This window comes from Streptomyces sp. yr375 (assembly GCF_900110755.1).
In the GTDB taxonomy this organism is placed as follows: Bacteria; Actinomycetota; Actinomycetes; order Streptomycetales; family Streptomycetaceae; genus Streptomyces.
In genome coordinates, this window is sequence record NZ_FOFF01000039.1 from 71,871 (window position 1) to 87,015 (window position 15,145).

10 protein-coding genes are annotated in these 15,145 nt (G+C 70.8%); 4 read left to right on the top strand and 6 right to left on the bottom strand.

The window, feature by feature from the left end; all coding sequences use genetic code 11:
• The first annotated feature begins 105 nt into the window (after positions 1-105).
• Positions 106-720 carry a hypothetical protein gene (locus BMZ82_RS29375; RefSeq protein ID WP_093780426.1) on the top strand — a complete coding sequence of 205 codons (615 nt, stop codon included), beginning with the start codon at positions 106-108 and terminating at the stop codon, positions 718-720.
• A 181-nt stretch (positions 721-901) separates the two neighbouring features.
• The gene (locus BMZ82_RS29380) at positions 902-3,379 is read left to right on the top strand and encodes a SpoIIE family protein phosphatase (protein WP_256252174.1); all 2,478 of its coding nucleotides are present in this window, start codon (positions 902-904) and stop codon (positions 3,377-3,379) included.
• Positions 3,380-3,401: 22 nt separating this feature from the next.
• Here the strand turns inward: BMZ82_RS29380 and BMZ82_RS29385 are convergent, their stop codons facing one another.
• The 4 genes from BMZ82_RS29385 to BMZ82_RS29400 form a co-directional block, all read right to left on the bottom strand.
• Positions 3,402-5,243 carry an APC family permease gene (locus BMZ82_RS29385; RefSeq protein ID WP_093780427.1) on the bottom strand — a complete coding sequence of 614 codons (1,842 nt, stop codon included), beginning with the start codon at positions 5,241-5,243 and terminating at the stop codon, positions 3,402-3,404.
• Positions 5,244-5,412: 169 nt separating this feature from the next.
• Positions 5,413-7,068, bottom strand: a complete 1,656-nt coding sequence (locus BMZ82_RS29390) for an ATP-binding protein (protein ID WP_256252175.1) — start codon at positions 7,066-7,068, stop codon at positions 5,413-5,415.
• A gap of 243 nt (positions 7,069-7,311) precedes the next feature.
• The gene (locus BMZ82_RS29395) at positions 7,312-8,361 is read right to left on the bottom strand and encodes a GDSL-type esterase/lipase family protein (protein WP_256252176.1); all 1,050 of its coding nucleotides are present in this window, start codon (positions 8,359-8,361) and stop codon (positions 7,312-7,314) included.
• A 186-nt stretch (positions 8,362-8,547) separates the two neighbouring features.
• A complete protein-coding gene (locus BMZ82_RS29400) occupies positions 8,548-11,334 on the bottom strand; it encodes an AAA family ATPase (protein WP_218159058.1) in 2,787 nt (928 codons plus the stop codon).
• 605 nt (positions 11,335-11,939) lie between these two features.
• Here BMZ82_RS29400 and BMZ82_RS29405 point away from each other — a divergent pair.
• Both BMZ82_RS29405 and BMZ82_RS29410 read left to right on the top strand, forming a co-directional pair.
• Entirely contained in the window at positions 11,940-13,037 is a 1,098-nt protein-coding gene (locus BMZ82_RS29405; RefSeq protein WP_093780430.1) for a sensor histidine kinase, read from the top strand.
• Positions 13,034-13,744, top strand: a complete 711-nt coding sequence (locus BMZ82_RS29410; protein ID WP_256252177.1) for a response regulator transcription factor — start codon at positions 13,034-13,036, stop codon at positions 13,742-13,744. The genes BMZ82_RS29405 and BMZ82_RS29410 overlap by 4 nt, the downstream gene beginning before the upstream one ends.
• Here the strand turns inward: BMZ82_RS29410 and BMZ82_RS29415 are convergent.
• Together BMZ82_RS29415 and BMZ82_RS29420 are read right to left on the bottom strand one after the other, a co-directional pair.
• Positions 13,741-14,682 carry an aldo/keto reductase gene (locus BMZ82_RS29415; protein WP_177244713.1) on the bottom strand — a complete coding sequence of 314 codons (942 nt, stop codon included), beginning with the start codon at positions 14,680-14,682 and terminating at the stop codon, positions 13,741-13,743. The genes BMZ82_RS29410 and BMZ82_RS29415 overlap by 4 nt on opposite strands.
• 121 nt (positions 14,683-14,803) lie before the next feature.
• On the bottom strand, positions 14,804-15,145 hold a 342-nt coding region (locus tag BMZ82_RS29420), incomplete at its 5' end, for a transposase (RefSeq protein ID WP_177244714.1).

Here is a 15,145-nt window from a genome sequence, read left to right on the forward strand (position 1 = left end):
TCGTATCGGTGGAGGGCGGGGGCGGGGAGCGGGGGCGTGATCGGTTGCGGCGGGGTGCGGTGGTTCGCACGGTGGCCCCAAGAACAGTTTTCGAAAGGACTGTGCATGCGTGCCCTCGTATCCCGTGGCCTCCTCCTGTCACCTGTGGTCTGCGCCGCGTTGATCTTCGGTCCGGCAGGCACCGCCGCCGCCACCGCCGACATACCTCGGGAGGCCGCGGGTGGTGCCGCGGCGGCGCGGTACTTCGCCGAGCCGGACGCCGTACTGGCACAACTCGCCGTAATCGACCAGGCGGACCGCCACGACGGCGCGCTCGACCCGATGCTGGACGCGCTGTCCGGCCTCGCCGACCGGACGGCCGGCCCCCTCGACGCGACCGAGGCGGCCACGGTCGCGAAAGCCGTCGAGAAGGCGAACGCCTCCCTCCAGCAGCGGCTGAAAGAGCGGGCAGGTGCCACGACACCCACATCGAACCGGGCGGGGGTGGCTGCCGCCGACCCCGTCTCGGATCTGGTGGCGCAGCTCCAGTCGGCGGTCAGCGGACTGCTCACCGCGCTGACCTCGCTCGACCTCGGTGCGGTGCTGGGCGCGGTCACCGGGCTCCTGGCTCCGGTGCTCGGCGCGATCACCGGGCTCCTGGGCGGCGCCCTGCCCAGCCTCCCCGAACTGCCGACCCTGCCGACCCTGCCGGCCACGGAGGAGCTGCCGACTCTGTCGTAGTCGGCGCGCGGCGCTTCAGCAACCGGTTGCCGGGTGCTTCAGGACCCCCTGACGCACCCGGCAACCGGCTTTCCCCAGGAGCGCATACCGGGACGTTGCACGCGGAACGTAGCACTATGGATGCGAGAGAAAGAGATACGCACATCTGATCGGAAAGCGCGCTCCGGGTGGAGGTGAGACGGTGGAGGGACGGCGAGACACCCACGACGTCGACCCGCCGAACTCAGTCGACCTGTCCGACGACCCCCTTACGGCGCGTGCCGTCGTCGACGACCACGGCATGATCGCCGAATGGAGCGAGGGCGCTCGCAAGCTGCTGGGCTACCCGTCCGCACAGGTCATCGGCAGACCGGCCGCCGACCTGCTCGACGAGGAGATCTCCGCGGCGGCACTGCGTGGACTGCCGGCCCTGCCGAGGTGGAGCGGCACGGTCCGGCTGCGGCACCAGGACGGGCACCGGGTGACAGCCCGGCTGCTGGCCCACCACCGGCAGGACGAGGGCAGCGCCCCCGACTGGCTGCTGTTCTCCCCGCTCGCCGGCACCGCCGCCCACGACGAGGACGCGGAGAAGCTGCCCGTGTGGGGCTTCTACCAGGCGACCTGCTGCTCGCTGGAGACCTACGACACGAACCTGCGCCTGCGGCAGGCCAACCAGTTCGCCGAGCGCGCCCTGAACCTGAGTGAGGCGGAGATGCGCGGGCTTCGGCACGCCGAGCTGGCGGCCCACCCCGAGTTCGCACGGGTCGAGCAGCGGATGGCCCAAGTGCTGGAGACCGGTGAGGCCCAGGACGTGGAGGTCGAAGTACGCGTCTCCGGGGAGATCCGCAAGCAGGCCTGGTCGCTGTCGCTGTTCCCGCTACGGAACGAGAAGGGCGTCCTGCGCGGCGTGGGGCTGTCGGCCCACGACATGACCGAGCAGTACTGGGCGCGCACCCGGCTCCAACTGCTGAACGACGCCGGCACCCGCATCGGGACGACGTTGAGCGTCGCCCGCACCGCCCAGGAACTGGCCGACGTGGCCGTCCCGGAGTTCGCCGACTTCGCCACCGTCGATCTCCTTCCGGACGTCGAGCGCGCCGAGACGCCGCCACCGGGAGCGGCGATGTCCGGGCTGACTGCGGACGGCACGTTCCTGCTGCGCCGGGTGGCCCAGCAGTCCGTGCTGCCGGGCGTCGCCGAGGCGGTGCTGCGCCCCGGCGAGGTGGACAGCTACGCCGCGAACTCCCCCACGGCGGAGTGCCTGGTCACCGGCCGGCCCGTGCTCCATGCCGCGTTCGACCCGGATTCCGCCGACTGGTCGGTGGGGCATCCCGGGCGGGAGGAGTCGGTCCGCGCCTTCGGCATCCACTCCGTCATGGCCGTGCCGCTGACGGCCCGTGGCCACACCCTGGGCGTTGTCGTGTTCCTGCGGCACCGACGGCCGGAGTCCTTCAGCGCGGGCGATCTGCTGCTGGCCGAGGAGATCACCGCCCGGGCCGCGGTCTGCATCGACAACGCGCGCCGTTACGCGCGCGAGCGGGAGACCGCGCTGGCGCTCCAGACGGCCCTGCTGCCGCAGCGGCTGCCCGCCCAGCCCGCGGTGGAGGCGGCGTTCCGGTACCTGCCGACGGACACCCTGGCAGGGGTGGGCGGGGACTGGTTCGACCTGATCCCGCTGTCCGGCGCCCGGGTCGCGCTGGTCGTCGGCGACGTGGTGGGGCACGGCGTCCAGGCGTCGGCGATCATGGGGCGGCTGCGGACCGCCGTCCGGACCCTCGCCGACATCGACCTTCCCCCCGACGAACTGCTCACCCATCTCGACGACCTCGTCATCCGGCTGTCGGCGGACGCGGACGCCGACGGGGCCGCGTGGGACCAGGCCGCCGAGATGGCCACCGGCCTCGGCGCGACCTGCCTGTACGCGGTCTACGACCCGGTCTCCCGCGTCTGCACGCTGTCCCGCGCGGGCCACCCGGTGCCCGCCGTGGTCAGCCCCGCGGGCGACGTGAGCTTCCTGGACGTACCCGCCGGTCCCCCGCTGGGGCTGGGCGGGCTGCCGTTCGAGACCATCGAGGTCACCCTCCCCGAGGGCAGCCTGCTCGCCCTCTACAGCGACGGGTTGGTGGAGTCCCGCGACCAGGACATCGACGAGGGGACCGCGCGGCTGCGCAACGCCCTCGCCGGTCCCGTGGCGTCCCTGGACGATCTCTGCGACCTCGTGCTCGCCACCGTGCCTCCGAAGGATCCCGCCGACGACATCGCCCTGCTCGTCGCCCGCACCCAGGCGCTCGACCCCGGGGATGTCGCCACCTGGGAGCTGCCGGCCGATCCCGCCGTGGTGGCCGGGGCGCGCAAACTCGTCAGCGCGCAACTCGAGGCGTGGCACGCGCAGGAGGCGTCCTTCGCCACCGAACTGGTGGTCAGCGAGCTGGTCACGAACGCGATCCGGCACGCCGAACCGCCCATCCGGTTGCGCCTGCTCCGGGGCCGCCACCTCATCTGCGAGGTCTCGGACGCCGGCAACACCGCGCCCCACCTGCGGCGCGCCCGCACCTACGACGAGGGCGGTCGCGGCCTGCTCCTCGTGGCACAGGTCAGCCGCGGCTGGGGCACCCGCCACACCAACACCGGCAAGACCATCTGGGCGGAACTGACCTTGGACCCGTCCGAGTCCCCGTAGCCCTCCACGCCGTCCGTGGCTCTCAGAGCAGGCGGAAGCGCAGGCGGCAGATGACCGCGTCCGTCTCGCGCCGTACGGCGTGGGCGACGACCGCGCCGCGCTGGTTCTGCAACAGGCGCTGCCACAGGCGTTCCGGCTCCGTCTCCGGGATCAGGACGGTGACCTGGGTGGCCGGTTCCGCCGCCGCGACCTCACGGACGTACGCGGCGATGGGACGGCCCAGGCTGCGGTGCTGCCAGGACAGCCGGACCAGCGGTATCCCGGGGTCCCACTCGGCCCAGGCGCGCTCCAGCGCGTGGAGCGCGCTGCGGTCCTCGGGGTCGGGGTGGCAGACGGTGACCGCGCGCACCTCGTCGCCCAGCGAGGCCGCCGCGGTCAGCGCCTCGGACGTCAGGCGGGAGAGGGACGACACCGGCACGATCACCAGGGAGCGTGCGCGGTGCGGGGGCTCGGGGATGCGTCCCAGGCCCAGGCTCTCCCCGATGCGGGCGTAGGCGCGGTGCACGGCGCCGAAGGCCGCCACGAGCAGCGGGAGCGCGACCACGACCAGCCAGGCGCCCTCCGCGAACTTGCTCGCCGTCACGACGACGGTCGCCACGCCGGTCAGGAGCGCGCCGAAGCCGTTGAGCAGGGCCTTGCCCCGCCACCCCGGCCCGCGTTCGAGCCGCCAGTGCCGGACCATGCCCACCTGCGCGACGGTGAAGCCGACGAAGACGCCGATCGCGAACAGCGGCACGAGGGTGTTGGTGTCGCCGCCGGAGAACACCAGCAGCGCCGCCGACACCACTGCCAGAGCCAGGACGCCATGCCGGTGCACCTGGCGGTCGGCCTTCAGGGCGAAGACGTGCGGGAGGTAGTTGTCGCGGGCGAGCAGTTTCAGCAGCACCGGCAGCCCGCCGAAGGACGTGTTCGCGGACAGCGCCAGCAGGATCATCGTGGCGAACTGGATGACGTAGAAAGCCCAGTTGTGGCCCAGGGAGGCGTCCGCGAGCTGGGCGAGGACGGTGACGCCCTGGACCGGCTGGAGGTGGAAGCGGGAGATCAGCACCGACAGGCCGATCAGCATCACACCGAGTACGGCGCCGAGCGCGACCTCGGCATGCTGGGCCCGCTTCACACGCGGCACCCGGAAGGAAGGGACCGCGTTGGCGATCGCCTCGACGCCGGTGAGGGCCGCGCAACCGGAGGCGAAAGCTTTCAGCAACAGCAGTGCGCCCACCGTGGTCGCGTTGTCGGCCAGCACCGAAGCGTGCCCGTCCGCGGTGACGGTGCTGACCGGGCCCGACCGGAACAGCCCGACGACGATCAGGACGAGGATCGAGCCGACGAACACCACGGTCGGCACGATGAACACCTTCGCCGACTCCACGATGCCCCGCAGGTTCACCGCCGTGATCAGCACCAGCACCGCCAGGCACACCCACAGGCGGTCCCCGTACAGCTCCGGGAAGGCCGAGGTCAGCGCGGCGACACCGGCGGTGACGGCGACGGCGACGTTGAGCACGTAGTCCAGGACCAGGGACGCGGCCGCGACCAGGCTGGTGCGCGCGCCCAGATGCGTCCTCGCGACGGCGTACGACCCGCCGCCGTCCGGGAAGGCCGCGATCACCTGCCGGTACGAGGCGACCAGCACCGCCAGCAGACCCGCGATGGCCAGCGTCACCGGCAGCGTGAAACCGAGGCCGTGGGCGCCGGCCGCGGCGAGGACGAGGACGATCGCCTCGGGGCCGTAGGCCACCGACGCCATGGCGTCGAGCGAGAGGGCGGCGAGGCCGGTGACAGCGGTGAGCCGGTGGCGCTCGCCGGTATCGGGCGGCTCTTCACCGGCGGGGGTCGCGCCCGGCTCCAGGGTCAGGACGGACATCGGCGCGTGCTCCTTCTTCCAGGGCCGCGCACGAGGGCTGAGGTGCGCGCGGTCCACTCAGGGTGGGTCCGATTCCGACCGAGACCGACCGTCCTTTGCGGCTTCTTCGCGCCGAAACCGCCGACTTTGACGGGACCTTGACGGGCCTGTGCCCCAGGTGACAGCGCCGTCAGAGCCCCGTAGCCAGGGCCTCGTCAAAGGGCGGCGATCCGGCCTCCGACCGGCCTGCGTCCCGGCCGTCCGGATCCGTACGGCGCTCCTCGTCCTGCTGCGCACAGGGCAGTGATACGACCATCGTCAGGCCGCCGCCCGGGGTGTCCTCGGGGGTGAGGGTGCCGTTCATCGCCTCGGTCAGGCCCCGGGCGAGGGCCAGACCGAGGCCGAGACCGGTGGTGTTGTTGGTGTCCCCGAGCCGCTGGAACGGCTCGAAGAGCCGCTCACGGCCGTCGGCGGGCAGGCCGGGCCCCCGGTCGACGACCCGCAGCTCCACGCGTCCCGCAAGCGCGCTGGCGGTGACCAGCACCTGCTGCCCGGGCGGCGTGTGCCGGGCCGCGTTGCCGACCAGGTTGGCGACGACGCGCTCCAGCAACGGAGGATCGGCCAGCACCGCCGGGATCCGCTCCACGTCCCGCGCCTCGGCCACCGGCACGTCCGCGAGCGCCGTCGGGAGCACCTCCTCCAGGGTCGTGGCCCTCAGGTTCAGCGGCAGGACGCCGGCCTCCAGGCGGCTGAGGTCGAGCAGGTTCTCGACCAGGCGACTGAGCTTGGCCATGGACTCGTCGGCGGTGGCGAGGAGTTCGTCGCGGTCCTCCGGGGTGAACTCCACGTCCCGGCTGCGCAGCGAGGTGACGGCCGCCCAGCCGGCGGCGAGCGGGGTGCGCAGGTCGTGCCCGACGGCCCGCAGCAGCGCCGTACGCATCCGGTCGGCCGCCTTCACGGGCTCCACCTCGGCCACCGCCTCGGCCAGCCGGGCCCGCTCGACAGCGGCCCCCACATGCGCGGCGAACGCGGCAAGCACCCGCCGCTCGGAGCCGGACAGCGACCGCCCTCGCAGCAGCAGATACGCACCGGGACCGGCTGGCACGACGGTGACGGCGGTGACGGGAGTGACGGCAGTGACGCCCTCGGCGTCGGGCGGTTCGGCATCGGGCGGCTCGGGGGCGGGCGGTTCGGCGTTGAGCGGTGGGCGGTCTAGGGGTTCGGGGTCGGGCGGTTCCGCGTCGAGCGGTGACGAGGCCAGCGGCTCGGCGTCGGACGATTCCGCGTCGAGCAGTGACGGGGCCAGCGGCTCGGCGTCGGACGATTCCGCGTCGAGCGGTGAGCGGTCCAGCGGTTCGGGGTCCAGCGATTCGGCATCGGGCGGTTCGGTGACGAGTTCTGCCGAGTTCATGCCGAAGGTTTCGCGGGTGCGTTCCAGGAGGGCCGGGATGGTCGCGTCGCCGCGGACGATGCTGCGGGCCAAAGACGACATCGTCTCGGCCTCGATGTCCTGCCGGCGCATGGCGTTACGGCCGTCACCCGGGACGTTGCGGTGGGCGAACTCGTCGACGACCGCCACCTGCGGACGGCGGGCCAGCACGGCCGCGAGGTCCATCTCCTCGCACTCGCCGCCACGGTGGACGCAGCGGGCACGCGGGACGACCTCCAGGCCGTCCAGCATCGCCTCCGTGCGCGGCCGGCCGTGGCACTCGGCGAAGCCGACCACGACATCCGCACCACGGGCGGCCCGACGCCGCGCCTCGTCGAGCATCCGGTAGGTCTTGCCCACCCCCGGAGCCGCCCCGAGGTAGACCTTCAGCCGTCCGGGCCGTCCGTCACCACTCATCGCCGCCGACGCGCTCGCTCACTGGCTCAACTCCCCCGAGGGACGGGTCACTTCTCTCTATCGAAGCGCTTCCGGCGACCGAACGGGGCGGTTGTTAGCGGTTCCTTGGCACTGATCACGGGGACCTTGACACTGCCTTGACATCCCTGGGCCGGACAGGGCGAAGGCAGTGCGAAGGCCGATGAAAGGTTCGACGAGAGGCTTCGACGAGAGGCTCGATGAGAGCTCGGGTCCGCGCTGCTTCTACGACGCCGAGCAGGTGGCCGTCGCCGTGGGCGTGCCCGCCGTGGCCGATGTGCTCGCGAGGAAGCCGAAGGTGGTGCTCGCGCCCGCCGTCAGCGTGCCGTTCCACCCGGCGTTGCGCACCGTCGTCCCGGTCAGCGCGCCGTTCCAGACCTGGGTGACCTGGCTGCCCGTCGGGAGGCCGAGGGCCACCGCCCAGGAAGAGATCGCCGCCGTGGACGAGGTGTTGGTGACCGTCACCTCACCCTGGTAACCGCCCTGCCACACCGACGCCGCCCGGAAAGTCGCCGAGCAGCCACCGTTCCCGGGGTCACCCGGGTCGCTCGGGTCGCTCGGGGTGAGCAGCGCCGACAGCGCCGGGTACCAGCGCGCCGCGATCTTCGCGTCGCCGGAGGCGTTGGGGTGGACGCCGTCGTTGGTGTCGGTGGCCGAGTCGAAGCCCGTCCACTGGTCGACGACGGTCACCGGCGACTGCGCGGTGGTGATGCCCTGGGCCCACGCCGGAATGCGCTGGTTGAAGGCCACCGTACGAGCGGCGCACTCGGCGCAACCGCTCGGGTTGATCGGGATGAGCTGGGCGACCAGCACCTTCATCGCCGGGTTGCTGGCCCGCATCTGGCCGACCAGCTTGGTGTACGCGGCGAGGATGGTGTCCGGCGCGATGCTGCTCCAGACGTCGTTGGTGCCGAAGTGCATGACAACGATGTCCGGCAGGGTCGCCGCCAGCCATCCGGGCAGCAGGTTCTGGTCGGCGGTGGCGGTGACCTGGAAGCCGCCGTGGCCTTCGTTGTCGGCGTCGTGCGTGAGGGCGCACGCCTGGGCGTTCAGCGTGCCGACGAAGTCGATGTCGGTGTAACCGGCGCTCTCCAACTGGTTCCAGAGGAGGGAGCGCCAGCAGCCCGGGGAGCCGGTGATGGAGTCGCCGAGCGGCATGATCCGTACGGGGGTCGCGGCGGCGGCGGACGGAGCGCCGGCCAGACCGAGACCGGCGGCGAGGACGAGCAGAGCGGCCAGGAGAGCGGCGAGGAGGGGGTGATGTCTGCTGCGCACGGGGTGTCCTTCCCGGAGTGGGGCGGGAGTGGGAGTGGCAGTGCGGTGAGCGGTGCGTGGTAGCGGTGCGTGGTAGCGGTGCGCGGTACGCCGTACGTATATATGGGAGCGCTCCCACATATACGTATCGTTCATCAAGCCACCGTTGTCGCCGGCACGTCAATAACCCGGACGGGCTTTCGGATGTCAGCTTGTCAAGGACGCCAGTACCGACGGGAGTTCCGCCCGGGTGACGTTGAGTTTGCGGTAGGCGTGCGTGAGATGCTGCTCGACCGTGCTCACGGTGACGTACAGCCGCTTGGCTATTTCGCGGTTGGTGTATCCGTGGGCGGCCAGTTCGACGACACGCTGTTCCGCCTCGCTGAGCATCTGCCCGGATTCGGTCGGCGCCGGGTCCTCGTCCGTCCCGGGCCCGATCCGGCCGAGGCCGGTTCCCAGCACGAGGGCGAGCGGGCGGGCGCGGCACTGCTCGACGAGGTCCCAGGTCCGGCGGCCGACCAGGCGGGCGAGCCGGAGCTCCCCCAGGTCGACATAGGCCCGTGTGAGATCCGTCAGCGCCCGGGCCAGTTCGTAGCGGTCACCGGTGCCCTGGAGCGCGTCCGCGGCCTTCCGCAGCAGAAGGGGACGTCGCCGCACGGGGACGGTGCCCGCGAGGATCCGCAGCGCCGCCCCGCGTTCCCGTGTCGTGGTCGGACCGCACCGGTCGAGCTGCTCCTCCAGGAGCTGTCGTGCCTCGTCCGGCCTGCTCTGGAGGAGGAGCGCCTCCGCCGACTCGTTGCGCCAGGCGATCAGGCCCGGGACGTCCAGTCCCCACCGGCCCATGAGTTCACCGCAGGCGCGGAAGTCGCGCAGTGCGGCGTCCGGTTGTCCCGTGCAGAGGTGGTATCGCCCTCTGGCCCGCAAGTAGTGCAGTCCGTGCCGGCTCTGCATCATCGTCTCCGGTACGGGCAGGGCGAGTTGGCGAGCCGCGTCCTCGTACGCGCCCATGGCGGTCAGCGCCATCAGCAGACTAGCCAGCGGCGACCCCACGGTCACTCCCCAACCGCCCGCCGGGAGGACCCGCAGCGCCTGCCGCGCGTTCCGCTCCGCGCCGGGCAAGTCACCTTGCCGCAACGCGATTTCGGCCCGGATGGCCAGCAACCTGGCCTGTCGGCCGGGGGATCGGCGTACGACGGCTTCGTCGAGCAGGCCGTCGCAGCGCAGTGCGGCGCGGTCGAGCCGCTGCCCGTAGGTCAGGGCCAGCAGGGCGGATTCAACGGTGTCCATGCCCGTCTCGCCCAACCGGGTGCGGCTCAGTACGCGTTCGGCCTGGGACCACGCCTGCGTGGACGGCTCTGCGCCGAGTACGGAGTCGAGAGTGCCGGCGGCCTCCAGCCGCTGATCGACGGCGAGCGAGGGAAGGTCCTGGCGGTGCGGTTCCGGCTCGGCCCGGGGCAGGCACTCCAGGACGGGCGGGTAGGTGCAGCGCAGCCAGGACCGGGCGATCCGCAGTTCGTGCGCGGTCTCCGAATCCTGCGGCGCACCGGAGCGGCCGAGTCGGAGCAGTACGTCCTTCGCCGCCGCGAACCGCCCGTGCCACAGCAGCGCCCTGGCCAGCACCACGGCGTCACCGGCCCGCAGGTGGCCCCGGCGTTGCGCGTCGGCGAGGTCGGCGAGATACGGGGTCGGCGCGCTGGGGTTGACGCACCATTCGGCCTGCACGAGCGCGGTCTTCAGCCTGCTCAGCCGACGCTCGTCGGCACAGGTGCGGCAGGCCAGTCTGAGGTATTCCACGGCACCCTCGGTCAAGCCTTCGGACAGGGCCAGCTCGGCGGCCCGCTCCAGCACCGGGACGGTCCAGGGCGCTCCGGGGTGGGACGCGGCGACCAGGTGGTCGGCGACGACGGTGGCGAGTGCCCCCTCGGCGTGCGTCAACTCGGCTGCCCTGCCGTGCAGTTCGGTGCGCTGCGAGGAGTCCATGTCCGTGAGTACGGCGGACCTGGCCACGCGGTGCCGGAAGGTCCCGGCGTCGAGCAGCCCGGCCGCCATCAGGTCGCGCAAGGTCTCGTCGACGTTTCCGGGGTCGAGCCCCAGCAGTCGGTCGACTCCGTCCGGCGAGCCGAGCACCGCGAGTCCCCGAGCCACGGTCAGGGCCCGGGAGCCCGAGCGGCGCAGACAGGAGACGACGGCATGGCCGTATCCGTCGGCCACCACGAGTTCGGCCGAGCAGCCTCTGGCAGCGCCGCCCGGGGCCACGGTGCGCAAGGCGGCCTGATGACCGGTGAGCAGCGCCTCCAGGAGCAGCGGATTGCCTCCGCTGACGGCATGGCAGTCGGCCGCGAGCCGGTCGGCGTCCTCGGCTCCCAGCCGGTCGGCGGTCATGGCCCGGACCCCGCACCCCGTGAGCAGGGGCACCTGAAGAATGCGGTTGCCGGGCCTGCGCAGCAACTCCAGCCGGAATCCGGTGTGTCGGTACGGTGCCTGCTCCGCGTGGCCGAACGCGGCCATGATGCGGGCCGTGTGCATGCGCCGCACGAGGTGGGACAGGCAGGTCAGGGACGCCTGGTCGGCATGGTGTACGTCGTCGACGACGATGGCGAGCGGCTGCCGCGCGGAGAGCGCGAGCAGTACCGCGCACACGGTGTGAGCGTCGCGCGGGTCCATGGGGAGTTGTCGTGCGCCGGGGCCGCCGTCCGCCGCGACGTCGAGCAGCCGGTCGACGTTCGCCCGTTCTTCGGCGGTGAGGGGCGCGTTGCACAGCAGTTGGCCCATCACGCCCAAGGACATCGGTGTCTCCGCTTCCGAGGCCGCCGCCACCAGTACCAGGGCACCGGCCGTCGCCGCCGCGTCGGCGACGGCCTCCAGGAGCGCGCTCTTGCCCACCGCCACGGCTCCGCCGACCAGGACGGTCCGGCCCCGGCCCGCCATGGCGTCGGACAGCAGCCCGGTCAGGAGGTCCACCGACTCGTCGCGCTCGATCAGCGACATGCTCATCCTTCCTCTCCCCCGCGAAATCGCCCAGAATTTTTTACTTTCACCAGGCAAGAAGTTTACGGAAATCCTACATAACCGCATCGTCGGCCGAGCCGGAGAAATATCGCCCGCCTTTCGCATTCACGCTAACCAGAATCCCGAGGGGCGAACAAGCCGGACGATACGTTCGTGCACCCCAGGGCGACCGACAGGGTCACCGCCGGTATCGAAAGGAGCAGCGTCGCAGCCCCGTCCGGTCACCGTCGCAGGTAAACCCCCTGTCACCCCGAGCCCATGACCGACGCCATGGCCCGACCGCGCCCGCCAGGGCGACGGCGGCACCCGCGAGAACCGGCCACGACACCGACGCCCGCACCCCACCCGCCCTACTCGGATCACCATTCGCATTGCCCAAAAAGGAATCCAACGACGAGCAAAGAAATGCCGGGCAAAACGGGATGTTTCCAACAAATGAAACGGCGGACCGGCATGACGGCCATGGCAGAAAACGAGCAGAAGTCGCCGCGAATCTTGACGCCTCCCTGACGGCGTCAATCTCCCTCCCCCGCATCGAAGAGTTAATCTTCAACCAATAGGGCTCTCTGCATCACGGAAGGGGCGCCAGGATGCTGAAGACTCACAGTGCATTCACAGCAGAGGCGCATCGAGCGGCCGCATTACTCGAAACGCATTCTCCCAGGATTCGGGCAGCATTCGAAGCCGAACTCCGCGCCGGCGACCACGCCTTGGCTCGTGATCCGGTGACACTGGACCAGGAACTGACGCACGCCGACCGGACAACGGCCGACGTCGTGCTGAGCCTTCGATCCGGTCGGGTTCGGACAGACAGGAGCCACCGGCCGGCGATCCGCGCCGACGGGGCCCGGCGGGCCGCCCAGGGTATCCACCCCCAGGAATCACTGACGGCCTCAGCACTCCTCCATACCGTTCTTCTTCGCGAGGCGTCGGCACTGGTCGCTTCCTTCGCCCGACCATTGCCCCTCATCAACCTGATCGCTTCCGCACTGCACCAGAGTATTTCCTTTCGGGTCGACGAGGCCCTGGAAAGCTACACCGCGCTCCTCGTCGAAACCGTTCACGAAGCACAGGTGAAGGAACAGAGTCGGATAGCCCGTGAACTCCATGACCGAATCGGTCATGGGGTGAGTACCGCTTATCGAAACATCGAGCTCTTCGGCATTCATCAGAAGAGCGATCCGGAGAAGGCGAACGCCAGGGTGGAGAAGGCAAGGCTGGCGATCCGGAGCACCATAAAAGAACTGCGCGCCCTGACCTCGGATCTGCACACCGGCGAGATCTCGAGGAATCTCGAGAAAAGCCTCGTCCACTATCTGGAAGCAGCCGACTGCGACGGCGTCGACGTCCACCTTCAGATCAGCGGAGACGAAGGGTGGGCCCGGCCGGAAGTGCTCGACGAGGTCTTCCTCATGGTCAGAGAGGCCTCGCACAACGCGCTGCGCCATGCCGGCGCCCGCGTGGTGCTCATCCGCGTGACCGTCACTCCGCATGAACTCCGCGCCTCGGTCAGGGACGACGGCTGCGGCTTCGACGCGCGACGGCACGAGGACACCGACGGCCTCGGCCTGTCCTGCATGCGGGAGCGGGCAGGGCTGCTCGGGGGAACAGCGGTGATCAACAGTCGGATCGGCCTCGGGACAGTCGTGGAGTTCGCGATCCCCCTCAAGGAAGTGCCCGCCCTGTGAGCCCGCGTAAGGAACGTAAGGAACGTGCGGAGCGTGAGGAAGGCGATGCCGGACGGGCTGCGGGCGGCGCGGGAATCACCGTCGTCCTGGTCGACGATCACGCCCTGGTGCGCGAGGGGCTGCGGGAGATCATCGACTCCCAGGACGACATGACCGTCGTGGGCGAGGCCGACCACAGTGAAGCGGCGGTCGCCCGCGTCACACGGCACCGTCCGGACATCGTCCTGCTGGACATCGAGATTCCCGGCGGCGAACCCACGGACACCGTGACCCGGATGCGCGCCCTCTCTCCGACGTCCCAGATCATCATCGTGAGCATGTACGACGGACCGCAGTTGCTTCGGCGGCTGATCGCGGCCGGCATCCGGGGTTATCTGCTGAAGAGCGTGGACCACCGGGAACTGATATCGGCGATACGCAGCGTTCGGCACAACCCCGACCGCATGGTGCTCGCCGTCTCCCGTGGGTCCCTCGCCCAACTACAGGGATCGGACGACGTCCTGCTCTCCCCTCGCGAGCTGGAGATCCTCCGGCTCGTGGCGCAGGCCCTCACGAACAACCAGATATCCCATCGGCTTCTCCTGTCCGAGGCGACGGTGAAGCGGAATCTGCGCAACATATTCGCCAAGCTGGACGCCAATTCGAGAATCGACGCCGTCAACAAGGGCATCGCCGCGTCGTTGATCTCGCCGCAGCGCGACCGCTAGAGCGGATCGCCGCCTCCCCGACCGAAGATCGCGCTCAACCTGTGCTGTGTCTCCGGCTCGAGGCGGAGGTCACAGGTCGACAGGTTCATCTCCAGATGGACGGGGTCTCGGGTGCTCGGCACCGGAATGACGTCCGCTCCACGGGAGAGCAGCCAGGCCAGGGCCAGTCGCCCCGCCCCGAGATGCGTGTCGGCGGCGATCGCCTCTAGTGCTCGCAGCGAGTTCTGGGCGGCCGACAGCCCCTCGGCCGAGAACCGGGGGTCGACGCGCCGCGGATCCCGCGCGCCGAGCCGTGTCGCGGCGGTGATCCGGCCGGTGAGCAGCCCGCGCCCGAGCGGCTGACAGGCCATCAGCCTGATGCCCAACCGCCGGGCCAGCGGGAGAAGTTCGCACTCCGCCTGCCGCTGCCACAGCGAGTACTCGACGGCGAGGACGGCGATGGGGTGGGTGGCGTGGGCGCGGGCCAGTTGTGTCGGACATGCACCGCCGATCCCGACGCCGACCCCGACGCCGTGGATCTTCCCGGCCTGCACCAGTCCGCTCAGCTCGCCGATCTGTTCCTCGATCGGCGCCCCCGGACCGCCGGGATGCACCACGTACACGTCGATGCAGTCGAGGCCGAGCTGTTTCAGCGCCCGTTCGCAGTCGGCGACCAGTGTCCGGGGGCCCGCCCCCGCCGTGACGTCGCCGCCGTCGCCGCCGCCGTCGAACGGGCGGCTGTGGACGGCGATCAACGCGTCGCCGCGGCGGGAGGCGACCGCCCGGCCGACGACTCGGCGCACCGTGCCGCGGAGCGAGGAGTCGGCCGTGTCGATCAGGACGACCCCCGTGTCCAGGGCCTGTTGGACCAGGCGGACGGCTCGCGCACGGTCGATCGGGCCGTGGGCTCCGTCGAGTGCCATGCCGCCCAGCCCGAGCCTGGCCCCTTCGACGGCCATCCGATCCCATTGGCCCCAGCCCATGCTTTCCAGCCCCCACCATGAGAACTCACGCGCCGCGTCCGGCCCTTGCCGCCATGCTGGTCTCGACGTCTCGGGAAAGCGACCCCATGCCGTCCCCCTAGTGTCCTGAGTCGTTAATTCGTGTGCAGTATGCGGCGAGGGTGTCGAGGATGTCGTCGGCGGTCTTCGTCCAGACGAACGGCTTGGGGTTCTTGTTCCACTCGTTGATCCAGCCGCGGATGTCGCGTTCGAGTTCGACCACGCTGCGGTGGGCCGAGCGGCGGAGTTTGCGGCAGGTCAGTTCGGCGAACCAGCGCTCGACGAGGTTGAGCCAGGACGCCGAGGTGGGGGTGAAGTGCAGGTGGAAGCGGGGGTGGCGAAGCAGCCACTTCTTGACCGGCTCGGTCTTGTGGGTGGCGTAGTTGTCCAGGACCAGGTGGAGTTCGAGATCCTTGGGGAC

What these genes read in the sequence shown, in the direction of transcription:
- BMZ82_RS29405 (WP_093780430.1), top strand. Translation starts at nt 11,940, where the DNA reads ATGCTGAAGACTCACAGTGCATTCACAGCAGAGGCGCATCGAGCGGCC.
- BMZ82_RS29375 (WP_093780426.1), top strand. Translation starts at nt 106, where the DNA reads ATGCGTGCCCTCGTATCCCGTGGCCTCCTCCTGTCACCTGTGGTCTGC.
- BMZ82_RS29400 (WP_218159058.1), bottom strand. Translation starts at nt 11,334, where the DNA reads ATGAGCATGTCGCTGATCGAGCGCGACGAGTCGGTGGACCTCCTGACC.
- BMZ82_RS29390 (WP_256252175.1), bottom strand. Translation starts at nt 7,068, where the DNA reads ATGAGTGGTGACGGACGGCCCGGACGGCTGAAGGTCTACCTCGGGGCG.
- BMZ82_RS29385 (WP_093780427.1), bottom strand. Translation starts at nt 5,243, where the DNA reads ATGTCCGTCCTGACCCTGGAGCCGGGCGCGACCCCCGCCGGTGAAGAG.
- BMZ82_RS29415 (WP_177244713.1), bottom strand. Translation starts at nt 14,682, where the DNA reads ATGGCCGTCGAAGGGGCCAGGCTCGGGCTGGGCGGCATGGCACTCGAC.